The following is a 26,762-nucleotide window of genomic DNA, read 5'->3' on the forward strand; positions in this document are numbered from 1 at the left end:
TTGTTATTTGGTTGTATTTTGGTTTGAGTTACAGTTCTTTTCGTAATATTCAAGAAGAACACTAACTTTATGATCTTTGATTTCTAAATTTTCACTTTCAAAATCAGTTACCAACTGAGGGCATTTATCTTTAAAGAAATTTTTCACATGCCTTTTGACTATATTTTTTTTATTGGGCGTCCATGTGCTATTAATAAAATAGATCATAGTTGGTTTGTCGTTTTTATATTGGAAAAAATAATTTGTAAGAGTAGAAGGTGTTACTGTATAATAGTATCCGTTATTTTTTATTCCTCCGTCATAGCTGTCAGAAACATATGTTGAAATATCTCCGCTAGATATTTTTCTCATCCAGTTGTATTCAGTTTTCTCATTTTCTGAACCTTGATAATAATTAAATTCTTTTAATTCTAAAGTGATAATCTCTCCTGTTTTTTTATCAGTATATTCCACTTTATCTAGCAATTGGACTTTTATTTTTTCTTTTTTCTGTGTGTCATCATCTTTAAATAAAAGCTTGGTTTCTCCATTTAGAACCGCATCAGCTTTACCTTTTCTAGTTGCACCATCAAGATAAAACAACGTGGCTGTAAAGTTTTGGGCTGCAAAATGGTGAGCGAATGCCATTAGAATGATTGTAAGAAATTTAAGATTTGTTTTCATCAGTAGTTTGTATTGTTTATTTTTTAGTTACAACTTCTAAAGTCATTCCCATTCCGGGTTTCAGTTGATCATTCACTAAAACCGGAAGTTTTCCCCAGATTTTTGTTTTTCCGTTGATTGCATTTGCTGTCGTAGTCATTGAGTCATCATTGTTTTCGTAAGAAACCAAAACAGTGGAAACTTTAGACAAATCGATATCTTTTAAAGCATAAGCACTTCCGAAAACATTTAAAATTACATTTTGATTTTTAGTTAAATCTGCCAAGACCTTTTTTGATTCTGTTGAAATCTTATAAGGTTTGTAAGCTGTTGAATTATCTTTATGAAAACCTACAATCACTGTAGAATTAGCAGGAATTGTATTTATTTCAGAAGCTTTTTTAATAACAACTGTCGAGTTTAAATTTAGCTGATCCGCAAAAGTCTGGTAAGGTGCTTCTTCCAAAGGAACATAATAGCAAGTGTTTTTGCAGTTCAATGGAAGTAATTTTTTTTCGTCTTTAATTAACGTTAATGCGTTTGAATAAAGATTTTGAACCAATATTCTGTGAGAATCATTATTAATATCCTGATTTATGTTTTCAGGATTCTTGGGAGTGTATTCATTTAATCCTAAGTAATATTTAGTCAATAGAATTTTTTTTACGCTTTCTTCCACTCTTTTTTGCGAAATTTCACCATTGTCAATTGCTTTCTGGATCAGTTTTTTACCTTCAGCAACTCCTTGTGAGAAAAGCATAATGTCATTTCCTGCTCTGAAAGCTAAAGCGTCTAATTCGCCGGGATTATATTTGTTGGCGACTGCACCCATGTTGAGAGCATCGGTGATAATTAAGCCTTTATATCCAAATTTTTCTTTTAATAAACCTGTAACAATATTTTTTGAAATTGATGCAGGAATGCCTTTTCCTGATTCCAGACTCGGAACATAAAGATGGGCAACCATCACACCGCCAATTCCTTTGTCCATCAAAGCTTTGAAAGGGGCTAATTCGATCGAATTTAATCTTTCTAAATTATGTGAAACCACTGGAAGGTCTAAATGCGAATCGGTATTTGTATCACCGTGTCCCGGAAAATGTTTTATTGCGGCTAAAATATTATTATCCTGCAAACCATTGGAATAGGAGAGTGCTGATTGTGTTACGTTAAAAACATCCGAACCGAAACTTCTGTTGCCAATGATTGGATTTTTTGGATTGGTGTTGACATCTACAACCGGAGCAAAATCCCAGTTGATTCCCATTCTTTTACAATCTTCAGCGATTTTTGCCGCCATTTGATAAATCAAGTTTTTATCCTGAATAGCTCCCAAAGTCATCGCCCAAGGAAACTTGTGTGCTGTAGCAATTCTCTGATATAAACCCCACTCAGCATCCATCCCGATCATTAATGGAACTTTCGATTTTTGCTGAAATTCGTTAACTAAGTTGATTTCTCTTGCTGCATCATCCTGCATCAGAATCAACCCGCCGATTTTATCGTTGGTAACAATATTTCTTACCTGATTGATATGATTTTCATCTTTGTTGGTGTAAAGTGCTACTATGAAAAGTTGTCCCAGTTTTTCGTCCTGCGAAAGAGCGTTGTAAGTTTTATCAACCCATTGCTGAGCTTTTTTCTGATCTGAATGAGAAATGTTTTTCGGCTGATATTGTGCTGAAAGCTGAGAGTTTATAAAAAGTATAATGAAGAGTAATTGAATTGCTACTTTGTTCATGTTTTTTGAATAAGAACAAAAATACAATTAAAAAAAACAGCATAAACAAAGTTTTTGAGTTTTTTGGTATATGTTTTGATTCGGACTAATTACTAATAATATTAATTTAAATAAAATGAGAAAATTTTTTCCAATTTTAATGCTGGCAATGGTCAGTTTATTTATATTCAGCTGTAAAGATGATGACGATGATCAGGATTTTGATACTTATTCTCAAGTAAGAGATGTTACTGGTACATTTACAAGTGCAAACACCTATGCAATAACGCAAGGTATTAATATTGAATCAACAGACGTAGTTTTAGTATATAGATATTTAGGAGATTCTTGGCAGCTAATTCCTAAGATGATGTATTTACCAGATGTTACAGGTTTGCCTACTGGTAGAGAATTCCAGTATAATTTTGTTTTTGATACTCAGAATGTACAGATAAGTGTTGATGATCAGAATTTTAATTTAGCAACTGGATTAAATTCTACCGAAGCAAATCAGTATTTAAACAATCAGAGATTCAGAATTGTTTTAGTCCCTGCTAGTCAGGCAAAAGGGTCAAATGCTGTTGATTACAATAATTACAATACAGTAATTAAATATTATAACTTAAATGACTCAAATGTAATTAACACGAAAGTCAATTAAAATATATCTTTTCAGTTTTTTATAATTAAAAAGCTCCGGGAAATTCCCGGAGCTTTGCTTTTTTCTTGATTGATATAAATTAAATCTTTTTTAATTAATCCTCTTCATCCAGAAGATGTCCGAAGTAATCTTTTTTAGTCTGTAAATATCCTCGGCTTGAATCATTCGCAGGAATCTGTAAAGGAATTCTTGAATTAAGGTTGATATTACTTTCTTCAACGTATTTTACTTTTTCAGGATTGTTGGTTAGAAGATTGATATTTTCTACACCTAAAATATTAAGTATTTCAATAGCAACAGAAAAATTTCTGTCATCCGCAGGTAAGCCTAACTCTAGATTCGCTGCAACGGTATCAAAACCTTTTTCTTGAAGTGAATAAGCTTTTAATTTATTGATAATTCCAATGTTTCTTCCTTCCTGACGAAGATATACAATGATTCCGCCATTCTCCTGTGTATATTTCATTGCAGCGTCTAACTGTTGTCCGCATTCACATTTTTGAGAGTGGAAAACTTCACCGGTAATACATTCGGAATGAAAACGAACATTGACGGGCTTCGAAAAATCTGTATTTTCAGCGATGATCGCCATATGTGGCATCCAATCGGTAGATTCTTCAGAAAAAGCTATCATTCGGAAATTCCCGTGCTCTGTAGGAACATTTGCTTCCGCCTGAATTTTAATCATTTACTTGTAAGTTATTTTTTACTGTTTATCGAGTCTTCAATAAAAGTAACATTGGTTTTTAGTCTTACCAAATATCTATTCAAAACTGCATCTTCATCTTTATTAAGATATTTTCTGAGTTTCTGAATTTTTTTGTAAGATTTTTCTAAATTTTTGAAAGTCTTGTTTTTTCCGGAAATATTTCCTGAATCGATAGCGTACAAATAATTCTGTAATGTATATTTCAGGGAATTCACTTCTTCGTTTACTGCCGTATTTTTAAATTTAGGGAAACTTGAAATCAGGTTGGTGATTTCAGCGGCATTCACATTTTCATTAATGTTAATAGAAAAGCCATTTGTTGTTGCTTCAGCTTCTCCCTTTTTAGCTTCACTGTAGAAACCATTAGACAGAGGCGAAACATTGGGTTTTTCTGTGGCGCAGGAAGTGATAGTTAATATAAGTAATCCGAAAAAATATGGTCGTTTCATTTTTGCTCCTTTTGATAAAGGATTGGGTTAAGACTTTCATCATTGTACATTTTCATCTGTTTGTACACCTTCATCTTAACATCACCGTTTTCAATATCAGTAAGCAATTGACTTATCGAAGTCGATAAATCCTGTTTCTGATCGAGAAGCACATCTAATTTTTTCTGACAATTCAAACGATGTTCTTCAGAAGCCGATTCTCTGTTGGCTTCCAATGACATGTGGTAAACTTTAAGCGCAAGTATAGATAATCTGTCAACTGCCCAAGCGGGAGTTTCAGTATTTATTTTTGCATCAGTTTTTGGAGTAATATTTTTATATTTATCAAGAAACCAACTGTCTATAAACTCAACCAAATCTGTTCTCTGCTGATTTGAAGCATCTATTCTTCTCTTCAGCTTAAGAGCTTCCACCGGATCTATATTCTCATCTCTGATTATATCTTCAAAATGCCATTGAACGGTATCAATCCAGTTTTTAGCATACAAAATTCGTTCCAAACTATCAATAGGGAACATGTTGTTTATTGGAGTATCGACATCGTCTAAAACATGGTAGTCTTCAATTGATGTATTGAAGACTTTCCAAGCGTTTTCGGTAAAATTCATTAATATGAAAGTTTTTTAGTTGCTGGTATTATTATTTGTTGTTGAAGTTGGATTTTCAGTTTTAGTAACTGGTTTATCATCCTCTTTCACAGAATCTTTAAATTCTTTAATACCTGAACCCAAACCTCTCATCAATTCCGGAATTTTTCTACCTCCAAAAAGAAGTAACAAAATGATCGCTACGATCAATAGATGTTGCCAAGATAATGACAGTATTGTAAGTGTATACATTGTTAAAATTTTTACAAAGTTAATATTTTTAATTTGAAAGCCAACCCATTGGATCTATTGGAGTGTCACCTCTCCAAATCTGAAAATCTAAAGTAAACGACCCATCAAAATCCTGAGCAACAGTACCTACCGAAGTACCCGCAGAAACCTGCTGACCTTTTGATACTGTATTGTTGCTTAGATTTGAATAAATAGAGAAATAATCCCCATGCTTTATCAAAACTGTTTTTGTACCATCTGAAGCAGGCATTACCGAAGAAACTGTTCCCGGGAATACTGCTTTTGCATTAGTACCTTTTGCTACGGAGATTTTAATTCCGTTATTTTCTTCTACAATATTTTTAAAAACAGGATGCGGCTGTCTTCCAAAACGGTGAGTAATCGTACCGTAAGCAGGCATTGCCAATCTTCCTTTGTTTGCTGCGAAACTGTTTCCTGCTGATGTTGACACACCATAATTGGTCATTGCTTTCGTCTCAGCAGCTTTTTTGTCGTCGTCTGTCTTCTTTTCTAAAGCTGCTTCAGCGGCTTTTGCTGCGGCTAGTTTATTTGCTGCTTCTCGTGATCTTAACGCAGCTTCATCTGAAGCTTTTTTAGCTGCAATTTTTCTTGCTTCATCTTTAGAATTTGCCTCACTACGTGCTGCTTCTTCATTTCTTTTTCTCTCATCTTCAGCTCTTTTTGCGGCAAAATCGGCAGCTTTTTTAGCTTCAGCTTCAGCTATTTTTCTTTCTCTTTCTAATGCTTCAGCTCTTGCCTTATTTTCTGCATCAATTCTAGCTTTTTCTCTATCAGCAGCTATTTTTGCCAGACGAATCTTTTCTGCTTCAGCTTTTTTACGGGATTCTTCTTCCGCTTTTGCTCTACGAATTTCCTCGGCAATAATTGATCTAATCTGTCCTTCAAGAGCTTTTGACTGGGTTTGTTTCTGTCTCAATTCTCCTGCAAGTTTGGTTTCGTTCTTTTTAAACTCATTGACCAACTGCTCTTTCTGAGCTTTTTCAACATTAATTGTGGTTAAATCTTTCTGTTGATTTACCAATAAATTTTCTTTTTCATTGGCTGATCTTCTTTTTTGCTCGACAGATTTTTTTAATTCAACAGCTGCATTTGTTATTTCTGCTGCTTTTTTATCCTGATAATCAGAATATTGTTTTAAATATTGTACTCTTCTAAGTGCCTCCCCAAAACCTTTTGAAGAAAGAATAAATGTTACTTTATTCTGTACTCCTTTATTTTTATATGCATTGACCAAAACCTGAGCATAGTTTTTTCTTAATACTGCCAATTCACGATTTTGTCTGTTGATCTCAAGCTGACGAAGATAAATTTCGTCTTCAATAAATCTTTTTTCTTTTTGAGTATTGTTATAAACCTTTTCTCTTAAAGCTAATTTCTGATTAACGCTTGTAAGATATGAGATCGAAAGTTTAGACTCATTTCTTGTTTTGGCTAAGTCAGCATTTATTTTTGCAATTTGTTTTTTAAGCTCGGCATTTTGTTGCTGCAACTGCTCTTTCTTTTGCCCAAAGTGCACTGAGAACAGCAAAATTCCTATTAAAAAGCTAAATTTTTTAATCATTTAATCTCAATTTTCTTATAATTGGCTGGAACTGAATAAGGAGTTTCCATTTTAGTAAAGCCAAATTTCGTGTTTTCAAGTAAAATCTGACTCGTTTTTGAACCTTTTATAATTATTTTAACACTTTGCGGCAATCTGAGATTATTGTCAAAACTTTCCCACTGATCATATACGATTTCTACAGCGTCATCGGATTTTACATCTTGCAATTTAACATAAATTAAATTGTAATCATTCGAATATCGCATATTGAGTTTGTATTCTCGTTCAACGCCGTTGGTTATAATTTTTTGATTTGTAATTGACGACAACTGATAACCTTCTGCATTTTTTGTAATATTTGAATTTTTATTACTAATCAAAAGAAATGTTCTTCCCATCAGAAGTTTTTCTAGAGTTTTGTAATCTATAAAATTGATATTTAGTAAATTATTTAAATATTCGAAATCTGAATCTATGAAATTTTTATTGTATTTATCAACAGCTTTGATTCCTTCTGGAGTTATGATTGCTCTTGCTGCGTTGAAAAAAAGAAAATTAATATTTGACCATATTTTTTTATCACTTTCGATATAGATAGTTGCATCCAATGGACTAACTCTAATGTTGTCGGCTGTAATTTTGCTATTGATTTTTATCTGATCAAACTTCGGATGAATATATATGTTCTCATAGAAAGTCAGTCTGTCCTGAATATTTTTTCCGGCATCAATCGGATTATTGTCAGAATTTTCAACTTTAATGCTGTCATTTTCAGAAGCGTTTTGCATCGTATTTTTTTTGGTCTTACATGAAAGTATAACCATTGTGACCAACAATAACGAGATCCATTTTCTCATAAATTCTTTTATATAAATACTTTACAATATTAACGCCAAACCACACAAAACATTTTGTGTGGTCGTAAGTCAATTTATTTTTTGATAAAATTAATCTTTATTAAGGAAATCCAAAACAGAATAATCTCCCAAAGAAATTTCCCTGGCAACACCAAAATATTGTGCAGAATTCCCGATCATTGAGTTGGAAAGGTTTCCGTGGTTAATTTTTGTATTTTCCTGGATCAAAGAGTTTTCAATATTTGAATTGATAATCACCGTGTTATTACCGACAGAAACTCCCGGACCAATTTTAGAATTCATAATTTTCACATTTTCACCAATAAAGCATGGAGGAATGATTAATGAATTTTCTATGGTAGAAGTAGATGTGAAGTGAGACATTTCTTCTTTTTCGTAAGCTAAAATTTTACTGTTAGTTTCGACAGTTGCATTTTTGTTTCCACAATCCATCCAGTCATCAACCTTTCCTAGTGAGAATTTAGCACCTTTCTGACGTAAGTTTTCTAATGCAGTTGTCAGTTGATATTCGCCTCCAAATTTAATATCATTATCCATGATATGATTGATTTCAGACATCAGTTTTTCACCTGAATTAAAGTAATAAATCCCGATAATTGCGAGATCAGAAACAAAAGTCTGAGGTTTTTCTACAAAGTCTGTAATGAAACCGTAATCATCTAATTTAACAACACCAAAAGCCGAAGGGTCTTCTACTTTTTTCACCCAAATTACACCATCTGAATTGGTGTCTAACGTAAAATCTGCTCTGAAAAGTGTATCAGCAAAGGCAACAACCACATTTCCGGTCATTGATTGCTCTGCGCATTTTATTGCGTGTGCAGTTCCCAAAGCTTCTTCCTGATGATAAATGCTTCCTTTTGCGCCTAATCTTTCAGCGATCAGAAGAAGAGATTTCTCAACTTCATCACCGAAATCGCCAATGATAAAGGCAACTTCTTCAATTTCTTCTCCGGCAACTTTCGCAATATCTTCTACCAATCTTTGTACAATTGGTTTTCCGGCGATAGGAATTAAAGGTTTTGGAACAGTCAAAGTATGTGGACGTAATCTGGAACCGCGCCCAGCCATTGGAACAATGATTTTCATATGTATTTATATTGTTTAATTATAGTTTAGTTTAAAATTATGATTTTCTGAGAATTTTATTGATCATCGTTTTTTCGTTAAACACTAGAAATGCGATGAATAAGATAAACATTCCGTTTCCTATTAAATAATTGTGTCTGAAACAATAAAATGAGATCATAGATATAGTAATCGACAATACTAAATAGACGGCGATTTTTTTTATATTATAATGAATAGGATATTGTATTTTTCCCCAAATATAGGAGATTACCATCATACTCGTATATGTTATTAATGCTGCAAAAGCACTTGCCCAATATCCGTATTCAGGAATGAAAGTGAAGTTGATAAATATTGTAATTGCCGCTCCGATTAATGAGATGTATAAACCAACTCTCGTTTGATCAGATAATTTGTACCAAATTGAAAGATTTAGATAAATTCCTAAAAATAAAGCACCAAGCATCACAAAAGGAATGATTTCGATTCCTTCAAAATAAAGAGGGTTTTTTAAATATCTTTCTGAAATCCACTGCAGATTCACCATTAAACCGATATAGATTAAACAATTGCAGATGACAAATACATCCATCAAAACTGCGTAGGTTTTGTGATTGCTTTTGTCTTTAAAACTTGAGAAAAAGTAAGGTTCAATTCCCAATTGGTAAGCTTGACGGAAAACGGTAATGAAAGTTGCGATTTTATAAACAGCCCCATAAACCCCAATCTGATGTTTTGCCTCTTCTTTTGGAAGCAAATATTTCAAAAACTGTCGATCTAAAGTCTGGTTGATAATTCCTGCAAGTCCTGCGATCATTACGGGCCAGGAATAATTCATGATTCTTTTCCAGAGATTAAAATCAAATTTTCGGATACTAAAATTCACAAATTCTTTTCCGACTATTGCTAAAGTGATGATGCTCTGAACTAAATTGGCGATAAAAACATAACCGACACCGATTTCAGGATCATATTTAATTCCAAAAATTCCATTTGGATAGTGAGGAAGCCATTTAATAAAAAATACAACTAAGAAATAATAAACCAATGATCCTATAACTTTAGATAGCATATAGGTTACAGGTTTTCCTTCCAGCCTTAAAACTGCCGAAGGAATTGTAGCAAAAGCATCAAATGAAAGGATAAAGAGAAAAATTACAAGATAATTGACCTGATCAGGAGTTTCAAATGCGTTGGCAAGATCCTGTCTGAAAACATATCCTAAAATCAAATATATAAAGCCGATTCCTAAAATGCTAAGCGCAGAAGTAGAGATCAAAGTTTTTTTATCGATATCACCTTCCTGAGCAAAACGGAAAAAAGAAGTTTCCATTCCGTGAGTCAAAAAAACGGTAATGACACCCGCAATAGAATACCAATCAACAAAAGGTGACGAAGCAGACGGTCCGAATGCTTTGGTAACAATCGGCGCAATCAGGAAAGGAAAAATCCTTACCAAGACCGAACTCAACCCATAAACAGCGGTTTGTCCAAATAATTTCTTGTACAAATTAATTTTTTTAAAGTGCAAATGTAAATATTAGAATTCACAATTTTCTGATTGATGTTTAAAAATCATTGATGAAAATATTAAATTTGTGCAATATAAATCTCAAGTTCTAAAAAAGTATCATGAAAATTCTTATAAAAAACGTAAAAATCGTCAATGAGGGACAAATTGTTGAAAGTGATATTCTCATCGAAAATGATTTGATTTCTAAAATAGATTCCAATATTTCTGAAGATGCAGATCAGATTATAGATGGTTCAGGGAAATATCTTTTGCCGGGAGTAATTGATGATCAGGTTCATTTCCGTGATCCAGGTCTGACTCATAAAGGTGATATCGAAACCGAATCGAAAGCTGCAATTGCGGGCGGAATTACAAGTTTTATTGATCAGCCCAACACAGTTCCTAATGCGGTAACGCAGGAATTATTGGCGGATAAGTACGAAATTGGCTCTCAAAAAGCTTATGCCAATTACGGTTTTATGATGGGCGGAACAAATGATAATTTAGAGGAAGTTTTAAAAACAAACCCAAGAAATGTTCCCGGAATTAAATTGTTCTTAGGTTCTTCCACAGGAAATATGTTGGTCGACAATCCTGAAACTCTTGAGAATATTTTCAGTAATACAAAAATGCTGATTGCCGTTCATTGCGAAGATGAAGCGACAATTAAAGCAAATACTCAAAAATATATGGATCAATACGGTGAAGACATTCCTGTGAAATTTCATCATTTGATCAGAAGCGAGGAAGCTTGTTATAAGTCTTCTTCAAAAGCGATTGAATTAGCTAAAAAAACAGGAGCAAGACTTCACGTTTTTCATTTGTCAACGGCAAAAGAAATGGAACTTTTCAGAAATGATATTCCATTAAAAGATAAAAAAATTACAGCAGAAGTTTGTGTTCATCACCTGACTTTTACCAACGAAGACTACGATACAAAAGGCGGATTAATAAAATGGAATCCTGCTGTAAAAATGCAGAAAGATAAAGACGGACTTTGGGAAGCGCTTTTAGACGACAGAATTGATGTAATCGCAACAGATCACGCTCCTCATACTTGGGAAGAAAAACAGAATGTCTACACAAAATGTCCTTCCGGAGCACCTTTAGTTCAGCATTCGTTGGTCGTGATGCTGGAAAATTACATCAACGGAAAAATATCTTTAGAAAAAATCGTTGAAAAAATGGCTCATAATCCTGCGATTCTCTTCAGAGTTGAAAAAAGGGGTTTTGTGAGAGAAGGTTATAAAGCCGATTTGGTTTTGGTTGATTTAAATGAAAACTGGACGGTAGAAAAAGAAAATATTCTGTACAAATGTGGTTGGAGTCCGTTGGAAGGAACGAATTTCCATTCTAAAGTTACTCACACTTTTGTCAACGGAAACTTGGTTTACGACAATGGGAAAATTAATGAAGAAAAATTCGGTGAGCGATTGCTTTTTGAAGTTCAGGAATAAAATGAAAGACTGCAAATTTGCAGTCTTTTTATTTCTCGCAGATTATGCAAATCAAGCAGGTTGTAAAAATTCAATCATCTGCAAAATTTGCTAAATCAGCGGGAGAAAATTATCTAACAATTTTAAATCAATCAATCAATCACAATACTTTCAATTCCTTTTTCTAAAGAGTGTTCCATAATTCCCGGAATTGACAAACCTTCTGCACGAAAAACGGTAACATCTGTAACTCCATAGAAGCTAAAAACATTCTTGATATAAGGAACATTAGAATCGTAAACCTGATAAGGACCTTCGGAATAAATATTTCCTGAAGTAAATGCTATATACAACTTCTTGTTTTTCAGCAAACCTTCAGGACCTTTTTCGCTGTACGAAAAAGTATATCCAGCTCTTGAAGTTTGATCAAAATAAGCTCTTAGTGTAGCGGGAACCGAAAAATTATACATCGGAGATTCTATCACAATAATGTCTGCTTCTTGTAACTCTGAAATTAAGCCTTCGGAATAATGATTAATTTCTTCTTGTTCAGGAGAACGACTTTCAGCCGGAGTGAAAAAAGAATTAATGTGTACATCTTCCAAAATTGGAACGAGATTCTTTGTCAAATCACGTTTTTTTATAATACTGTCAGGATATTTTTCCTGAATCTTTTCAACGACACTTTTTCCTAATTTTCTGCTTGCAGATACTTCTATTCTCGGACTTGAGATGATGTGCAAAATTTGTTTCATATTTTAAATTTTAAATTCTTTGACAAAATTATGTACATTTGCTTGTGAAAAGTTAGTAGTATACAAAAGGTTAGTAGTAACCTTCGGGTTAGTTAAGAATATGGAATTATGGAAAATTGTGTTGATTCTGAAGGATCTTTTACTTCTCAAAGATGTTCTCAAAGTCTTTCGTCGGTGGAAGATGCGCTTTATGTGATCGGAGGAAAATGGAAGCTGAAAATTATTATTGCTTTGCAGGAACACGGAAGTATTCGATTCAATGAGCTTCAAAGAATCGTAGCGGGAATATCTGCGAGAGTACTTTCAAACGAGTTGAAAGATTTGGAATTAAACGGTTTTGTTAAAAGAATTGTTCATGCTGAGCAAACTCCTGTTGTTGTAGAATATATTTCGACCGATTACAGCAAAACTCTCAAAACGGTTATCATGTCGCTTTCGGAATGGGGCAGTACACACAAAAGAAATATCAGAGAAGATGTTTTTTAAGATTTATTTTTAAAGATGAAAATGGGCTTATCCTTATATTTAATCATCTGCAAGAGGTTTTATATCCAATTTTTGTCATTCCGGAGGAATCTCAACAGAGTAGATATCTAATTTAGATTCTTTCAGAATGACAAACCGTATGTTTATTTTTTCGATTTAGAACTCATATAAAAAGTCAATTTTCCACCATTCATAATCTCAGAATGTTTCAAAGTGAAATTCTTAATTTCCTTTCCATTCAAAAGAATTTTTTCAACATATACATTCTTCGGACTTTGATTAATGGCTTCTACTTCAAAAGTTTTTCCGTTTTCCAAATTTAAAACTGCATTGTCAATTGCCGGACTTCCAATCGCATAGTCTTCCGAACCGGGAGCAACCGGGTAAAAGCCAAGCGAACTCAAAATGTACCACGCGCTCATTTGTCCTGCATCATCATTTCCGCCCAATCCATCGGGAGTTGCTTTGTACTGCATTTCTAAAATCCTTCTGATCTGCGCCTGCGTTTTCCACGGTTGTCCTGCCCAGTTATAAAAATAAGCAACGTGATGAGCCGGTTCGTTTCCGTGAACGTATCCACCGATAATTCCTTCTTTTGTAATATCTTCTGTATCTGCAAAAAACTCGTCCGGCAAATGCATGGTGAACAATTCGTCCAATTTTGAAGCGAATTTTTTCTTTCCGCCCATTAGTTGAATTAATTCATCCGGATTTTGAGGGACGAAGAAACTGTAGTTCCAGGAATTTCCTTCGATAAAACCTTGTCCATGTGTACTCAATGCATTAAAATCTTTTTTGAAACTTCCGTCTGCTAAACGGGGACGCATAAATCCGATGGATTTATCGAAATTATTTTTCCAGTTTTCGGAACGTTTGATAAATTGATTATAAATCTCTGTCTCACCCAAATGTTTTGCCAATTGAGCAATCGCCCAATCATCATAAGCGTATTCCAATGTATTTGAAACCGAAGTTCCACTTTTTTCTGCGGGAATATATCCTTTGTCAATGTACAATCCAATGCCTTCGTAATCTCTTTTGTTGGCGGTTTCTACACAGGCTTTCAAAGCTGCTTTTGCATCACCGTCATAATTCCCTTTAATGATTGCATCCGCAACCACACTTACACTGTGATAACCGCTCATGCACCAATTGTCATTCGCATAATGTGACCAAATTGGTAACATTTTCATTGAAAACTGATTGTAATGAGCCATCATCGATTTTACCATATCATTATTTCGTTTCGGTTGGATGATATTGAAAAACGGATGTAAAGCACGATAAGTATCCCAGATTGAGAAGGTTGTATAGTTCGTAAATCCTTCCGCTTTGTGAATGTTTTGATCTAAACCTTTATACTCTCCGTTGACGTCTGTATAAGTAGTTGGACTGATAAAAGTGTGATACATCGCCGTGTAAAAGTTTGTTTTTTCCGTTTCAGAACCTTTTACAACGATTTTATTTAATTCTTTATTCCAGATTTCCTGAGTTTGTGCTCTCACTTGATCGAAGGATAAATTTCCGGTTTCTTTTTCTAAATTTTCTAACGCATTGGCTTGACTTACAGGGGAAATCGCCAATTTAACTTCGATCGCTTCATTTTCGTTTGTATCAAAATCAAAATACATTTTCAGATTTTTTCCTGCTATTTCAGGGAAGTTTTTGGTCTGGTCAAATTTTCTCCAAAACCCATTGTAAACCTGTTTTCCATCATAATTTTTTTGACCGTAAGATTTAAATGGCTTTGAAAATCTCATTGCAAAATAAACTGTTCTCGTTCTTGCCCAACCGTTTGTCTGTCGATAACCAGTAATTGTATTTCCGTTTTCTACACGAACGTAAGTCCAAATATTTTTACCGTCATAGTTGTAAATTCCCGCCATCAAATCTAAAATTATATGTGCCTGATCAGACTTCGGGAAAGTATAACGATGAACTCCAACTCTTGTAGTTGCGGTTAATTCAGCTAAAATATTGTGATCATCCAATTTTACTTTGTAATATCCGGCTTCTGCTTTTTCATTTTGATGGGAGAATCTGCTTCTGTAGCCACTTTCAGGATTTGTTGCAGTTCCGGGATTCAATTGTAATTTCCCAACTGTCGGCATGATCAAAAAATCACCCAAATCAGAATGTCCTGTTCCGCTGAAGTGTGTTGAACTGAAACCCACAATCGTTTTGTCTTCATAGCGGTATCCTGCACAATATTTATACACTTCACCATTATATTTTCCGTTGAGTTCATAAGAAATGGTGTCGGTTTCCGGACTGAGCTGAACAGCTCCAAAAGGTGCAGTTGCTCCGGGATAAGTGTGTCCCATTTTTTCGGTTCCGATTAACGGATTGACATACTGAACTAATTTTTCAAATTGTTGAGCTTTAAAATTTAGACCAAAAAATATTGCGATAAGAAAAAATGAAATTCCCGAATTTTTCATGAAGGATAGATTTTGAAAACGATAAATTTAATTAAAATCAAAAGATAATTGTTTATCGCAAAGTTTTAATAAAATCTAAACGGTAAATATTATTATTTTTCAGAAAAACGAAATCCGATTCCGTGAATATTTTCGATGGCGATATTTTCTTCGTTTGCAAAAACCTTTCGCAATCTTGAAATGAAAACATCCAGACTTCTTCCCATAAAATAATCATCATCGCCCCAGATTGCTTTCAGAATATCCTGTCTTTTTAAAACTGTATTTTTATGACGGATGAAGTATAACAGCAATTCAGATTCTCTCTGAGTAAGTGTTGTCGTGCTTTCTGAATCTTGTAAAGTATAGTTTTTAAGATCGAAATGATATTTCCCGACAGTATATTTTGGTGATGAAGATTCTGTTTTCTTAGAGCGTTTCAGGAAAACTTCAATTTTCAGAATCAGTTCTTCGATGCTGAAAGGTTTTACCAAATAATCATCGGCTCCGATTTTCAAACCTTTGATTCGGTCTTCTTTTAAAGCTTTAGCGGAAATAAAAATGATGGGAATCTCTGAGTTTTTACGACGAATTTCTTCAGCAAGATCAAATCCGTTCATTTCGGGCATCATGATATCTAAAAGACAAATGTCAAAATCTTTACAGTCAAAGGCTTCAAGTGCAGATTTTCCATCACCAAAATGTTCAATTTCATAATATGCTTCGAGGCTGTCCTGAATCAGGAAAGCTATGGTTTTGTCATCTTCAGCATATAAAATTTTAGATTTCTCCATTATTACATTGATTAATTTAAAATGGGAAAAACAGAGTGGTGGTGATTCCTGCGTTTTTATTGTTCTCCACAGATATTTTCCAGTGATGCTGCTGAACGATTTTTTTTACATAAAAAAGTCCTAATCCAAAACCGTTGATTTCATCACTTTTATTAGTATTCACCCTGTAAAATTTATCAAATATATAAGGAATATTTTTAGCAGGAATCCCCATTCCGTTGTCTTTAAACTTTAAATATAATCCTTTTGAATCTTTTTCTGATGAAATGTTAATATGAGGTTTGGTTTCACAATATTTAATCGAATTATCTAAAATATTGTAAATGATGTTGGTAAAGTGAAATTGATCTGCAATCACAGAACTATTCGGTTCAATATTAATGTCGATTTCAAGATTTTCATTTTTCTGCCTCATATTCTCGGCAATTTCTTCAACAAATTGTAAAAGCAGTATTTTTTCTGTTTTTAATGAAAGTCCGGCTGAATCATTTTTGGCAATATTCAAAATCTTTTCAATATGATTGTTGAGCTTGTGACTCTGGTCAATAATAATCGATGTATAGGTTTGAAGTTTAGAATTTTGCTTTACTATTTCCTGTTTGTTAAGAGATTCTGTAGCAAGAAGAATTGACGATAGTGGGGTTTTAAACTCATGCGTCATATTATTAATGAAATCCCGTTGCAGTTCTGAGAATTTTTTCTGTTGAATAATCGTATAAATAGAATAGACATACACCAGCAAAATGATAATGAGCGCAAACGTAAGCAGATACCAAAAACGCAATGAGCTAATAAGATAAGTTGTTTTGTCAGGAAAACGAATGGAAAAATAATACGTCAGATTTTTATGTTTAGGAAAGTGAATTACCTTTTCACTTGGCTCTTCCTGATGACTTGTCATGTATTTTCCGTAGATCATCTGATCGCTGTTGCAATTGTACAAAGCGTAAACATAATCTGTATTGATTTGAAATCTCGTAAATTCTGTTTTCAGATAATATTCAAGAACAGTCGGATCAAATTCGTTGTTAATATTAACAACATAATAATCATTGGCGACAATCTGCACCGGATTTTCTGTAAAAGAGGTTTTTCCTTCAGACATTTTGTCGACAACTTCCATCAAGGCAATATTTACCTTTTGATTAAATTTTTTGTCCTCAAGATTATACGCTTGTCTTGTCCATAAAAGTTGTGCTACCAGAATTCCGATGATAGCAACAAGGCCAAGAGTAATAATGATGTTGAGTTTCTTTATTTCCATTTACAGGAGCAATATTATCCAAAAATATCTATTATTCTTTGATTATTAACAACTCATTAACAAATGTTTGATAGCGGTTAACAAATTGTTTGTTCAAACGGCTTTACCTTTGAATTATCAAAAAGGAAACAATAGGTTTCTTTATATTTTGTTAAACATTAAAATTATATTCATGAAAAATTTAAAAATTACAGCTTTATTAGCAGTTATGGCATTTTCTCCATTTTACGCTAATGTATTTCCGGTTGAAGGAACTTCTTTAGTAAAAGTACTTGCAGATGCAGTTGCATGGAAGTCAGAATCTATCGATGTAGGAAACATTCCTCAGGGAAAACCAAAATTGATCAGATTTGAATTTAAAAATACTTCTAAAAAGCCTATTATCATTGAGAACGTTGCTCCATCTTGCGGATGTACAACTGCAAATTATACAAAAGAGCCAATCAAACCAGGAAAAACAGGATTTGTTGAAGCTAGCTACAATGCAGCAAATGCAGGTGCTTTTGTAAAAACTGTAAACGTTACTACAAGCGACAGCAAAACCCCTAAAACTCTTTCTTTCAAAGGAACAGTTGTTGCATCATAATTAAATTTAAATAGATAAAAAGAGCAGTCAATATTAATTTATTGGCTGTTTTTTTTGATTTAAATTCTAGCATTTCATGATCTGAATTAAAGAATAGTATTTGTAACATTATTTATAAGGAAATTTTAAGCCTCATCCGTTTTTTATTTATTATTTTTAGAAAAAATAAATATATGTATCAATATACTCAACCCATGTTGCGCGAAGATGCCCTGAAAGGTAAAGTTGCCATTGTAACCGGTGGCGGAAGCGGTCTTGGAAAAGCAATGACCAAATATTTTCTTCAATTGGGTGCGAAAGTGGTGATCACTTCAAGAAATTTAGAGAAACTTTATGGAACAGCAAAAGAGTTGGAAGATCAAACTGGAGGAAGAGTGCTTTGCGTTGCCTGTGATGTGAGAAACTGGGATGAGGTAGAAGCAATGAAAGAAGCGACTTTAAAAGAGTTCGGAAGAATTGATATTTTACTGAATAACGCAGCAGGAAACTTCATTTCGCCAACAGAAAGATTAACGCATTCTGCTTTTGATTCTATTTTAGATATTGTTTTGAAAGGAACAAAAAACTGTACACTTTCCATCGGGAAACACTGGATTGATTCAAAAACTCCGGGAACTGTTTTAAATATCGTCACAACTTATGCTTGGACGGGTTCTGCATACGTCGTGCCTTCTGCTTGTGCAAAAGCCGGAGTTTTGGCAATGACAAGATCTTTGGCGGTTGAATGGGGAAAATATAATATTAGATTTAATGCAATTGCACCGGGACCTTTTCCGACGAAAGGAGCTTGGGACAGATTACTTCCGGGAGATATGAAAGATCAGTTTGATTTGGCTAAAAAAAATCCGTTGAAAAGAGTGGGAGAACATCAGGAGCTGGCAAATCTTGCTGCTTACTTGGTTTCCGATTTTTCTTCTTTTGTCAATGGCGAAGTCGTTACGATAGATGGTGGAGAATGGCTACAGGGAGCAGGAGAATTTAATATGCTGGAAGATATTCCTCAGGAAATGTGGGATGCTCTGGAAGCGATGATTAAAGCTAAAAAATCAAATTAAATAAAATAACTAAATTAGATTCCTGGAGTTGTAACAATTTCAGGTTTTTTTTTACCAATCAAAAAATATTTTTAATGAATTTTAAATTTCCCACCATTATTTCTACGTTAGCAGTAATGCTTTTTACAAATTCTGTCTCCGCTCAGGAAGCTCCCAAATATGATTATGTAGAAGCTTTTAAACCATTTTTTTATTCTCAGACAGGTACTGAAACTCGTTCTGCAAGCGGACAACCGGGACACGCTTATTGGCAGAATTCTGCGGACTACAATCTGAATGTGAGTCTGAATGATGTAAAGAATGAAATAACCGGAACCGCGGAAATTACTTATACTAACAACAGTCCTGATAAAATGAGTTTCCTATGGTTGCAGTTGGATCAGAACTTATTTGAGAAAGATTCCCGTGGAAATGCTTTAGTGCCGCTTTCTGGAAGCAGAAACGGTGCAAAAGGTGAGACTTTCGATGGCGGATATAAGATTAAATCTGTAAAACTTGATGGTAAAGATGTGAAATATACCATTACTGATACAAGAATGCAGATCGATCTTCCGCAAGAGTTAAAAGCGAAAGGTGGTGTTGCCAAAATTAAAATTGAATATACATTTTTGTCTCCACAATATGGTTCAGACAGAATGGGAGTTCAGGATACAAAAAACGGGAAGATCTTTACTATAGCACAATGGTATCCGAGAATGTGCGTTTACGATGATGTTTTGGGTTGGAACACGATGCCTTATCTGGGAGCTTCAGAGTTTTATCTGGAATATGGAGATATTACCGCAAATATTACCGTTCCAGCTAATCATTATGTTGTTGCTTCAGGAGAACTTTTAAATGAAAAAGAAGTGTATTCAAAAGAGGAAAACAACAGATGGTCACAAGCAAAAAATTCTGACAAAACCGTTATGATCAGACCTGAATCTGAGATTGGGAAAAATAATGCATCAGGAACAAAAACCTGGAAGTTTAAAATCAGTCAGACCAGAGATTTTGCGTGGGCTTCTTCTCCGGCGTTCATTTTGGATGCAGCAAAAATCAATCTTCCGAGCGGTAAAAAATCGTTGGCAATCTCTGCTTATCCTTCTGAAAGTGCAGGTGAAAAAGCGTGGGGAAGATCTACAGAATATACAAAAGCTGCTATCGAGCATTATTCGGGAAAATGGTATGAGTATACTTATCCTGCAGCAACCAATGTTGCCGGAAACGAAGGCGGAATGGAATATCCGGGAATCGTTTTCTGTCATATGGATTCTAAAGGTGAAGAACTTTGGGGCGTTACCGATCACGAATTCGGACACAACTGGTTTCCAATGATCGTAGGTTCAAACGAAAGACTTTTTGCTTGGATGGATGAAGGTTTCAACACTTTTATCAACGAATTGTCTACCGAAGCCTTTAATAAAGGCGAATATTATTCTAAAAAGAATGTCGCTCAAATGGGAAGTTATATCATGAATGACGGTTTCGAACCAATCATGGTGGGTCCCGATAATATGAAGGAGAACAGCATCGGCGTTTTAGCATATTTTAAACCGGGAATGGGATTGGGAATTTTGAGAGAATCGATTCTTGGGCCTGAAAAATTTGATAAAGCTTTCAGAACTTATATTGATCGTTGGGCGTTCAAACATCCAACACCGTGGGATTTTTTCCATACCATGGAAAATGTTTCGGGAGAAGAACTGAATTGGTTCTGGAGAGGTTGGTTTATCAACAAATGGAAAATCGATCAGGCAGTGAAAAACGTAAAATATATTAACGCAGATTTTGAAAGCGGAGCACAGATTACCGTTGAAAATATTGGTCAATTGCCAATGCCGACAACGATTCAGGTTAAATTTAAAGACGGAAGTGATCAAACCATAAAATTACCCGTAGAAATCTGGAAGAGAAATACGGAATGGACATTCAAATTAAATTCTACAAAAGAAATCTCTGAGGTAAAAATCGATCCGAAATCTGAAATTCCTGATGTAAATCCTAAAAATAACTCATGGTCTTCTTCTTCGGCAGATGCAAAAGCTGTGGAGAAAATCAATGTGAAAGATTTTACAGGAACATACGGAAATAAAGAAATTAATCTAAAACTTACCTTCAAAGAAAAAGACAATCAACTTTTTGGTCAGGCTGCAGGTCAACAGGAATTTCCTTTAGAATATATTGGAAACAGTACTTTCACCTTCGAGCAGGCACAAATTTCATTAGTGTTTAGCAAAGATAAAAAGACGATGAGTTTTACTCAGGGCGGTAGAGAATTTAAATTTATCAAAGAATAAACTTTGACAATTTAAATCTTTCAACAAAACATTTACTCCGGGAAATTTCCGGAGTTTTTTATGAATTTAATTTAACAGGAAACTTTCATATTCATAGCTTTTCTCTAATTCAGAAGTTTTATTTTTGTTTTTTAATTTAAATGAAATAATAATGAATTTCAGATTTTCAATCGTATTGCTGATGTTTTTCGCATTAAGTTTCTCTCAGGATCTTAAAGTGATGAGTTTTAACATTAGACTCAATGTAGATTCCGATAAAGAAAACGCTTGGCCAAACAGAAAACAGGATGTCGCAGAGTTGCTCACTTATTATCATCCAGATTTTTTCGGTGTTCAGGAAGCGCTTCCCGAGCAGATGAAAGATATTAAAATAAGTTTAAAGAATTACGATTATGTTGGAGTCGGAAGAGATGACGGAAAAGAAAAAGGTGAATTTTCTGCGATATTTTATGACACCAAAAAACTTCAGATTGTAAAATCAGGAACATTCTGGCTTTCTGAAACTCCCGAAAAACCGTCAAAAGGTTGGGATGCAGCGTTGAATAGAATCTGTACCTATGCAATTTTTAAGGATAGAGAATCTCAGAAAGAATTTCTGGCAATGAATATTCATTTTGATCACATCGGAAATGTGGCAAGAGTAAAATCTTCTGAATTAATCTTGAAAAAAGCAAAAGAGCTGAATCCTAAAAATTTGCCTTTAGTTTTAACAGGAGATTTTAATTTAACAGAAGATTCCGAACCTGTAAAAATTCTTTCTCAAAATTTAGAAGATACTTTTTACAATGCTGAAAAGAAACACTATGGTCCGGTTGGAACATTTACGGGTTTCAACGTCAATGAAGTTCCAAAAGACAGAATCGATTATATTTTTGTGAAAGGTTTTAAAATAAAATCTCACAGACACATAAACGACAGACGAGAAAATCTGCTGTATCCCTCAGATCATTTTCCTGTTTTAGCAGATTTGCAGTTTTAAATTTAATGTAATAAAAAAATAGAAAATAGGCTTTTTTCAGTTGGATGAAGCTTATTTTTTTACAAATTTTACCTTTCTGGAAAATTAATTTCGAAGCCAATGCCTCTTACTGACAGAATTTTTATGGTTGGGTCATGATTCAGGTATTTTCTGAGTTTGCTGATGAAAACATCAAGACTTCTTCCTGTAAAATAATCGTTAGTTTCCCATAAATTATCAAGAATAGCATCACGCTTAATCATCTGATTATTGTGCTGCAAGAGATAAATTAAAAGATCTTTTTCACGGATGGTCAGTCGGATATTTCCTTTGGGATGAATGAGTAACAGTTTGTCTGAATCTAAGATATAATCTCCGATTTTTTGCTGAAGATCAGGAGAATGGGCTGTCGTTCTTTTCAGAATATTTTTAATTCTTAAAATTAATTCTTCAGGATCGCAAGGCTTTGCCAAATAATCGTCTGCACCAATTTTCAGACCTGTCAGACGGTCTATTTTTTGATTTTTAGCCGTTAAAAAAAGGAGTGGAAACTGTGGTTTCTGTTTTAAAATGACTTTTGCGAGCGAAAAGCCATCCATTTTAGGCATCATAATGTCTAAAATCCCGAACTGATACGGAAAATCTGAAGCTAAAACAGTTACAACATCTTCGGGATTCTTAAACCAGACAACCTCAAAATCTTCCAATTCCAGATATTGTTTCAGAATCATCCCAAAGTCTGAATCATCTTCTACCAAAAGAATTTTAGTATTCATAAGACAATTTTATTTTAAATTGTGTTCCGACTTTTACTTCACTTTTTACATCTATTTTTCCATGATATTTTGAAACGATTTTCTGGACAAAATAAAGTCCTAATCCTAAACCTTTCGTGTTGTGAATGTTGTTGGATTGTATTCTGTAGAATTTCTCAAAAATACTTTTTACTTCGTTCTTCGCAATGCCTTCACCATCATCGGAAATGTTTATTTCCAATTGTTTTTCTTGGTCAGTAATATGGATTTCGATTTCAGAAGCTCCATATTTCACGCTGTTTTCGCAGAGATTTTTAATGATGGTTTCCATTAAATTTTTATCAAAAGGCAGCTCTTTTTTAATGTCATTTAGAAATTTAAATTTATTCTCAGGATACGTAAAGGCTAAATCCTGGATAAAAAAATCCCAATCTTCTGGTTGTATAAAAATTGTTTCGGCTGTATTTTCATCTTTGTGAAGTTGTAATAACAGATTTTCTAAACGGATAATTTGTCGGTCAATTAAGGGTAAAGTTTCCTCATTGAGATTCTTTTTCAGAGTTTTTGAAGCGATTTTTAAAGTAGCAATTGGCGTTTTGAATTCGTGCGAAATATTATCAACTATTGTATGTAGAACTTCAATCTGTTTTTGTTGTTTGATAAGGTTTTTAATTGTGAAAATATATAAAATTAAGACACTTGCAAGCAAAGCGATACAACATAAAATAAGCAAAGTCAATTCTCTGAAAACAACTGTTTTTATATTTAAAATTTCATATCCTGTTGTACTTTTTACCGAGAAACTGTCATTTCTGGTCACTGTTTTATCATTAGCATCGGTCGATTTTGATGTGGTTTCCCATGTTCCGGTATTTAAAATTCCGGCTTTTTTTACCTTTTTTTCAGTTTCGTAGATAATGATGGGTTTTGTAATCAGATTTGTTTTTGTAGGATTAAAAAGAATGGACGAATACTCAATTTTTACCGCAACTTCATAACCTTCATCTTTAAATTGATTGTCTACATATTGGCTGAATTCTCTTTCGGTCGCAATTCTGTTTTTATCGAAAAGATTCAGAAATTCATCATGGGTAATTTCTTTGTTTTTAAATTGAATTAAAATTGCTTGCACTGCATCATCGTGAACTTTTCTCATTCCGCCCTTGTCTTCTAAGCGATCAGTGTAATCGGTCAGCCTTTTGTGTACGGTACGGTAAATTTCACGCTCTTTTACTTGGTAGGTTTTGTACATAAAATACCCTTGGATTCCCAAAAGAAGAAGGAATAAAGTGGCAAACAGAGCAATAAGATTTTTACTTTTCGAAATCATTAAAACAAAGATAAAACATTCATCTTTTCCTCAATAGACATTAACCTTTCGTTAACCTTCCATTAACCTAAATTCTCTTGAGCATTGCAGACTTTTGTACAAGAAGAAAAAGAATTTTCTGACTGTTTAAACTTAAAAAAAATCCTCATGTATAAATTTCTCATTTTATTATTCTTTCCGGCTCTTTTGTTTTCGCAAAAAAGTAAAATCGAAGGCACGATTACGAACATTCAAAAAGAAAAGTTGCCATTGGTTTCTGTAGAAGTTTACAATTCTCAGAATATTTTATTAAAAACAGTAACCACGAATGAAAATGGAAATTTTGTATTGGAAGGCATCACCGAGAACAATGTAAAATTAATCATCAAAGATTTGGAATACGCGCAGTTGGAAAAAAATCTGAACTTGGATGAACAAAAAGAAAGTTTACAGATTATCCTCAGAAAAGATATTCAGGAAATTCAGGAGGTGGTGATGACCAAACAGAAACCTTTGGTGAAAAGAAAAATAGACCGTTTAGAATTTAATGTAGAAAACAGCAATATTTCGTCACTGAATGCCTGGGAAATCCTCAAAAAAACTCCGGGAGTCACCGCCGGAAATGATGTTTTGGCCATCAAAGGTAGTCAGAGTATCGTCGTAACCATTAATGATAAAAGAGTCATGCTCACGGGCGACGAACTGAAAAATTTACTGGAAAATACTCAGGGTGATGAAGTGAAGTCGGTGGAAGTTATCACCAATCCGCCCGCAAAATACGAAGCTTCGGGAAGCGCAGTTCTCAACATCGTCATGAAAAAAAATAAAATTGAAGGATATCGTGGTGTTCTGAGCTCAAAATATATTCAGAGTCAGTATGCAAAGGGCGTGGCTGGAATTTCTCAGTATTATAAAAAAAATAAACTTTCGGTAATGGGAAGCTATTATTTCGGCAGCGGAACTTATTATCGTGAAGGTACAGATTATGTGAATTATGCCGAAGATCAGACCCGATGGATCAGTACAATGAACAGGAAAGATAAGAACGCAAGCCAGAATACAGTTAATTTTAATCTGGAATATGAAATCGACAGTTTGACGAATGTGAGTTTAAATTATTCGGGATTTTTTAGTCCGAAATCTTACGGAACTTACAATGTGCCGACTTTGATTTATAACGACCAAAATGAAGTGGAATCGAATTATACAACCATTAATGATCATCATTCCAGAAGTATCAATAATTCGCTAAGCTTTCAGGCAGACCGGAAACTAAATGCAAAAAGCAAGTTAACATGGACGAATTATTTTGCCGGAAACAATGCACAGAAATATCAGGATGTCTTAACCTATCTTGATTTTGTAAACCAGTCTCCCACAAAAAATAATTTTGTAACCAATAATAAAAGTGATGTCAAACTTTACTCTACACAGGCAGATTATCAATGGAAAAATGAAAAGTGGGAACTAGAATCCGGCGGGAAATACAGTTTTGTGACAACTAACAGCCGACTTGATTTTTCAGATACTGAAAACGGAGAATTGCAATACAGATCAGATAAAAGCAATGTTTTTGATTATAAAGAACACAATTTTGCACTCTATACTTCATTGGCCTACAATCCTGGAAAATGGAATTTTAAAGCAGGATTGCGTGCGGAAAAAACCGACTTGGAAGGAGTAGTTTCAGAGCCTTTTGAAGTGAATAAAAACAATTACTGGAAATTATTTCCTACACTCTACGCACAATACACGACCACTAATAATCAGCAGTTCGGATTATCTTACGGAAAACGCATCAGCAGACCTTCTTATTCATGGCTCAATCCTGCGAAATCATATTACAATTTGTTCTCCTATTTTCAGGGTGACCCGAAATTGAAAGCCACTATTATTCATAACCTCAATTTTACCTACACGTGGAAAGAGTGGAATTTGGATTTCTATTACAGAAAAGAAATTTTTCCGTCGATGGAAATCTCGTATCAGGAGCCTAGTACCAATAATTTGATTTATAATTTTACAAATATCGAGAAAGGTCAGGCGTTTGGTTTAAGTGTATATAAAAACTTTCAAATCAAACCTTGGTGGAGTCTGAGTTTGTCTGAAAACCTTGAGCATAACGAAAATTATTTTATCGGCGTTGATGATGTTTTGTATAAAAATAAGGTCTGGAACTGGGTTTCTGATATTTCCACAAGTTTCACTTTAGACAAAAACAGCGATTGGAAGTTGGAGTTGGGTCATCGTTACAATTCGCCATCTATTCAGGGTACATTTAGAATTTCCAGTTCGTCATCTGCCTATTTGGTGATGAATAAAAAGTTTTTCGACAAAAAGCTTGAGGCGAGTCTTGTTTTCAATGATATTTTCAGAACATCCGGTGAAAAGGTGAGTACCAAATATGCCAATCAGGATAATTATTTCATCGACTACAGGGATACACAAAGTGTTTCTGTTTCTGTGAAATTTAATTTTGGAAATCAATCGGTGAAAAATGCTAAGGCAATTAAGAAAGCTGATGAACAAGGAAGAATGTAGATTTTCACCAGCTCGGTTTGTAAATTTGAGAACAATTTCATTCAGCTAATTTATTTTAATTGCCTGTTTAATCTTTCA

At 34.0% G+C, this 26,762-nt stretch carries 24 protein-coding genes; 8 read left to right on the forward strand and 16 right to left on the reverse strand.

Features of this window, described 5'->3' with window-relative positions; translation table 11 throughout:
- Window positions 1-3: 3 nt before the first annotated feature.
- Both NZ698_RS18015 and NZ698_RS18020 read right to left on the reverse strand, forming a co-directional pair.
- Window positions 4-663: a hypothetical protein gene (locus tag NZ698_RS18015; protein ID WP_263004636.1), complete on the reverse strand. Its 660-nt coding sequence runs from the start codon at window positions 661-663 to the stop codon at window positions 4-6.
- Between the two features lie 16 nt (window positions 664-679).
- Entirely contained in the window at window positions 680-2,383 is a 1,704-nt protein-coding gene (locus tag NZ698_RS18020; protein WP_263004637.1) for a glycoside hydrolase family 3 protein, read from the reverse strand.
- Between the two features lie 115 nt (window positions 2,384-2,498).
- On the opposite strand from NZ698_RS18020, the gene NZ698_RS18025 reads away from it, so the two are divergent.
- The gene (locus tag NZ698_RS18025; RefSeq protein ID WP_263004638.1) at window positions 2,499-3,023 is read left to right on the forward strand and encodes a hypothetical protein; all 525 of its coding nucleotides are present in this window, start codon (window positions 2,499-2,501) and stop codon (window positions 3,021-3,023) included.
- A 94-nt stretch (window positions 3,024-3,117) separates the two neighbouring features.
- Here NZ698_RS18025 and ribA read toward each other — a convergent pair whose 3' ends face one another.
- The 8 genes from ribA to NZ698_RS18065 all read right to left on the reverse strand — a co-directional run bounded on the left by ribA (window position 3,118) and on the right by NZ698_RS18065 (window position 10,043).
- Window positions 3,118-3,711: a GTP cyclohydrolase II gene (gene ribA, locus NZ698_RS18030; protein WP_263004639.1), complete on the reverse strand. Its 594-nt coding sequence runs from the start codon at window positions 3,709-3,711 to the stop codon at window positions 3,118-3,120.
- 11 nt (window positions 3,712-3,722) lie between these two features.
- Window positions 3,723-4,181 (reverse strand): hypothetical protein, encoded by a 459-nt coding sequence (locus NZ698_RS18035; protein ID WP_263004640.1) that lies wholly within the window; start codon window positions 4,179-4,181, stop codon window positions 3,723-3,725.
- Entirely contained in the window at window positions 4,178-4,789 is a 612-nt protein-coding gene (locus NZ698_RS18040; RefSeq protein WP_263004641.1) for a DUF4254 domain-containing protein, read from the reverse strand. The genes NZ698_RS18035 and NZ698_RS18040 overlap by 4 nt, the downstream gene beginning before the upstream one ends.
- A 15-nt stretch (window positions 4,790-4,804) precedes the next feature.
- Complete coding sequence (tatA, locus tag NZ698_RS18045; RefSeq protein ID WP_263004642.1) at window positions 4,805-5,020, reverse strand: twin-arginine translocase TatA/TatE family subunit; 216 nt, start codon at window positions 5,018-5,020, stop codon at window positions 4,805-4,807.
- Between the two features lie 28 nt (window positions 5,021-5,048).
- Window positions 5,049-6,602 (reverse strand): murein hydrolase activator EnvC family protein, encoded by a 1,554-nt coding sequence (locus NZ698_RS18050; RefSeq protein WP_263004643.1) that lies wholly within the window; start codon window positions 6,600-6,602, stop codon window positions 5,049-5,051.
- Window positions 6,599-7,441, reverse strand: coding sequence for a lipoprotein insertase outer membrane protein LolB1 (gene lolB1 / locus NZ698_RS18055; protein WP_263004644.1), 843 nt, complete (start codon window positions 7,439-7,441; stop codon window positions 6,599-6,601). Before lolB1 ends, NZ698_RS18050 begins: the two co-directional genes overlap by 4 nt.
- Window positions 7,442-7,531: 90 nt before the next feature.
- Window positions 7,532-8,551 carry a sugar phosphate nucleotidyltransferase gene (locus NZ698_RS18060; RefSeq protein ID WP_263004645.1) on the reverse strand — a complete coding sequence of 340 codons (1,020 nt, stop codon included), beginning with the start codon at window positions 8,549-8,551 and terminating at the stop codon, window positions 7,532-7,534.
- A gap of 37 nt (window positions 8,552-8,588) precedes the next feature.
- Window positions 8,589-10,043 (reverse strand): lipopolysaccharide biosynthesis protein, encoded by a 1,455-nt coding sequence (locus tag NZ698_RS18065; RefSeq protein ID WP_263004646.1) that lies wholly within the window; start codon window positions 10,041-10,043, stop codon window positions 8,589-8,591.
- A gap of 122 nt (window positions 10,044-10,165) precedes the next feature.
- Between NZ698_RS18065 and NZ698_RS18070 the strand changes: the two genes are divergently transcribed.
- Window positions 10,166-11,503, forward strand: a complete 1,338-nt coding sequence (locus NZ698_RS18070; RefSeq protein WP_263004647.1) for a dihydroorotase — start codon at window positions 10,166-10,168, stop codon at window positions 11,501-11,503.
- A gap of 131 nt (window positions 11,504-11,634) precedes the next feature.
- Here NZ698_RS18070 and NZ698_RS18075 read toward each other — a convergent pair whose 3' ends face one another.
- The gene (locus NZ698_RS18075; RefSeq protein ID WP_263004648.1) at window positions 11,635-12,237 is read right to left on the reverse strand and encodes an FMN-dependent NADH-azoreductase; all 603 of its coding nucleotides are present in this window, start codon (window positions 12,235-12,237) and stop codon (window positions 11,635-11,637) included.
- A gap of 108 nt (window positions 12,238-12,345) precedes the next feature.
- On the opposite strand from NZ698_RS18075, the gene NZ698_RS18080 reads away from it, so the two are divergent.
- A complete protein-coding gene (locus NZ698_RS18080; RefSeq protein WP_263004649.1) occupies window positions 12,346-12,723 on the forward strand; it encodes a winged helix-turn-helix transcriptional regulator in 378 nt (125 codons plus the stop codon).
- 143 nt (window positions 12,724-12,866) lie between these two features.
- On the opposite strand, the gene NZ698_RS18085 is transcribed toward NZ698_RS18080, so the two are convergent.
- From NZ698_RS18085 to NZ698_RS18095, 3 genes are all read right to left on the reverse strand, one after another.
- Window positions 12,867-15,164 carry a GH92 family glycosyl hydrolase gene (locus NZ698_RS18085; RefSeq protein ID WP_263004650.1) on the reverse strand — a complete coding sequence of 766 codons (2,298 nt, stop codon included), beginning with the start codon at window positions 15,162-15,164 and terminating at the stop codon, window positions 12,867-12,869.
- A gap of 92 nt (window positions 15,165-15,256) precedes the next feature.
- Complete coding sequence (locus NZ698_RS18090; RefSeq protein ID WP_263004651.1) at window positions 15,257-15,937, reverse strand: response regulator transcription factor; 681 nt, start codon at window positions 15,935-15,937, stop codon at window positions 15,257-15,259.
- Window positions 15,938-15,953: 16 nt separating this feature from the next.
- A complete protein-coding gene (locus tag NZ698_RS18095) occupies window positions 15,954-17,201 on the reverse strand; it encodes a sensor histidine kinase (protein ID WP_263004652.1) in 1,248 nt (415 codons plus the stop codon).
- A 172-nt stretch (window positions 17,202-17,373) separates the two neighbouring features.
- Between NZ698_RS18095 and NZ698_RS18100 the strand changes: the two genes are divergently transcribed.
- The 4 genes from NZ698_RS18100 to NZ698_RS18115 all read left to right on the forward strand — a co-directional run bounded on the left by NZ698_RS18100 (window position 17,374) and on the right by NZ698_RS18115 (window position 22,100).
- Entirely contained in the window at window positions 17,374-17,787 is a 414-nt protein-coding gene (locus NZ698_RS18100) for a DUF1573 domain-containing protein (protein ID WP_263004653.1), read from the forward strand.
- 173 nt (window positions 17,788-17,960) lie between these two features.
- On the forward strand, window positions 17,961-18,842 hold the full coding sequence (locus NZ698_RS18105) for an SDR family oxidoreductase (RefSeq protein WP_263004654.1): 882 nt from the start codon (window positions 17,961-17,963) through the stop codon (window positions 18,840-18,842).
- 74 nt (window positions 18,843-18,916) lie between these two features.
- Window positions 18,917-21,121 (forward strand): M1 family metallopeptidase, encoded by a 2,205-nt coding sequence (locus tag NZ698_RS18110; RefSeq protein WP_263004655.1) that lies wholly within the window; start codon window positions 18,917-18,919, stop codon window positions 21,119-21,121.
- Window positions 21,122-21,272: 151 nt separating this feature from the next.
- Window positions 21,273-22,100 carry an endonuclease/exonuclease/phosphatase family protein gene (locus NZ698_RS18115; RefSeq protein WP_263004656.1) on the forward strand — a complete coding sequence of 276 codons (828 nt, stop codon included), beginning with the start codon at window positions 21,273-21,275 and terminating at the stop codon, window positions 22,098-22,100.
- Window positions 22,101-22,168: 68 nt separating this feature from the next.
- Here NZ698_RS18115 and NZ698_RS18120 read toward each other — a convergent pair whose 3' ends face one another.
- A complete protein-coding gene (locus NZ698_RS18120; protein WP_263004657.1) occupies window positions 22,169-22,855 on the reverse strand; it encodes a response regulator transcription factor in 687 nt (228 codons plus the stop codon).
- On the reverse strand, window positions 22,845-24,086 hold the full coding sequence (locus NZ698_RS18125; RefSeq protein WP_263004658.1) for a sensor histidine kinase: 1,242 nt from the start codon (window positions 24,084-24,086) through the stop codon (window positions 22,845-22,847). The genes NZ698_RS18120 and NZ698_RS18125 overlap by 11 nt, the downstream gene beginning before the upstream one ends.
- A gap of 225 nt (window positions 24,087-24,311) precedes the next feature.
- Here NZ698_RS18125 and NZ698_RS18130 point away from each other — a divergent pair, with 225 nt between their 5' ends.
- Window positions 24,312-26,684: an outer membrane beta-barrel family protein gene (locus tag NZ698_RS18130; protein WP_263004659.1), complete on the forward strand. Its 2,373-nt coding sequence runs from the start codon at window positions 24,312-24,314 to the stop codon at window positions 26,682-26,684.
- Window positions 26,685-26,762 lie beyond the last annotated feature (78 nt).

Origin of the sequence: Chryseobacterium edaphi (assembly GCF_025628985.1) — a bacterium.
Classification (GTDB): Bacteria; Bacteroidota; Bacteroidia; order Flavobacteriales; family Weeksellaceae; genus Chryseobacterium; species Chryseobacterium edaphi.

Excerpts from the sequence above, each read along its gene's own strand:
- NZ698_RS18125 (WP_263004658.1), bottom strand. The coding sequence starts at position 24,086 with ATGTACAAAACCTACCAAGTAAAAGAGCGTGAAATTTACCGTACCGTA.
- NZ698_RS18025 (WP_263004638.1), top strand. The coding sequence starts at position 2,499 with ATGAGAAAATTTTTTCCAATTTTAATGCTGGCAATGGTCAGTTTATTT.
- NZ698_RS18110 (WP_263004655.1), top strand. The coding sequence starts at position 18,917 with ATGAATTTTAAATTTCCCACCATTATTTCTACGTTAGCAGTAATGCTT.
- NZ698_RS18100 (WP_263004653.1), top strand. The coding sequence starts at position 17,374 with ATGAAAAATTTAAAAATTACAGCTTTATTAGCAGTTATGGCATTTTCT.
- NZ698_RS18080 (WP_263004649.1), top strand. The coding sequence starts at position 12,346 with ATGGAAAATTGTGTTGATTCTGAAGGATCTTTTACTTCTCAAAGATGT.
- NZ698_RS18085 (WP_263004650.1), bottom strand. The coding sequence starts at position 15,164 with ATGAAAAATTCGGGAATTTCATTTTTTCTTATCGCAATATTTTTTGGT.
- NZ698_RS18035 (WP_263004640.1), bottom strand. The coding sequence starts at position 4,181 with ATGAAACGACCATATTTTTTCGGATTACTTATATTAACTATCACTTCC.
- tatA (WP_263004642.1), bottom strand. The coding sequence starts at position 5,020 with ATGTATACACTTACAATACTGTCATTATCTTGGCAACATCTATTGATC.
- NZ698_RS18070 (WP_263004647.1), top strand. The coding sequence starts at position 10,166 with ATGAAAATTCTTATAAAAAACGTAAAAATCGTCAATGAGGGACAAATT.
- NZ698_RS18105 (WP_263004654.1), top strand. The coding sequence starts at position 17,961 with ATGTATCAATATACTCAACCCATGTTGCGCGAAGATGCCCTGAAAGGT.
- lolB1 (WP_263004644.1), bottom strand. The coding sequence starts at position 7,441 with ATGAGAAAATGGATCTCGTTATTGTTGGTCACAATGGTTATACTTTCA.
- NZ698_RS18130 (WP_263004659.1), top strand. The coding sequence starts at position 24,312 with ATGTATAAATTTCTCATTTTATTATTCTTTCCGGCTCTTTTGTTTTCG.
- NZ698_RS18120 (WP_263004657.1), bottom strand. The coding sequence starts at position 22,855 with ATGAATACTAAAATTCTTTTGGTAGAAGATGATTCAGACTTTGGGATG.
- NZ698_RS18020 (WP_263004637.1), bottom strand. The coding sequence starts at position 2,383 with ATGAACAAAGTAGCAATTCAATTACTCTTCATTATACTTTTTATAAAC.
- NZ698_RS18040 (WP_263004641.1), bottom strand. The coding sequence starts at position 4,789 with ATGAATTTTACCGAAAACGCTTGGAAAGTCTTCAATACATCAATTGAA.
- NZ698_RS18115 (WP_263004656.1), top strand. The coding sequence starts at position 21,273 with ATGAATTTCAGATTTTCAATCGTATTGCTGATGTTTTTCGCATTAAGT.
- NZ698_RS18095 (WP_263004652.1), bottom strand. The coding sequence starts at position 17,201 with ATGGAAATAAAGAAACTCAACATCATTATTACTCTTGGCCTTGTTGCT.
- ribA (WP_263004639.1), bottom strand. The coding sequence starts at position 3,711 with ATGATTAAAATTCAGGCGGAAGCAAATGTTCCTACAGAGCACGGGAAT.
- NZ698_RS18060 (WP_263004645.1), bottom strand. The coding sequence starts at position 8,551 with ATGAAAATCATTGTTCCAATGGCTGGGCGCGGTTCCAGATTACGTCCA.
- NZ698_RS18075 (WP_263004648.1), bottom strand. The coding sequence starts at position 12,237 with ATGAAACAAATTTTGCACATCATCTCAAGTCCGAGAATAGAAGTATCT.
- NZ698_RS18090 (WP_263004651.1), bottom strand. The coding sequence starts at position 15,937 with ATGGAGAAATCTAAAATTTTATATGCTGAAGATGACAAAACCATAGCT.
- NZ698_RS18050 (WP_263004643.1), bottom strand. The coding sequence starts at position 6,602 with ATGATTAAAAAATTTAGCTTTTTAATAGGAATTTTGCTGTTCTCAGTG.
- NZ698_RS18015 (WP_263004636.1), bottom strand. The coding sequence starts at position 663 with ATGAAAACAAATCTTAAATTTCTTACAATCATTCTAATGGCATTCGCT.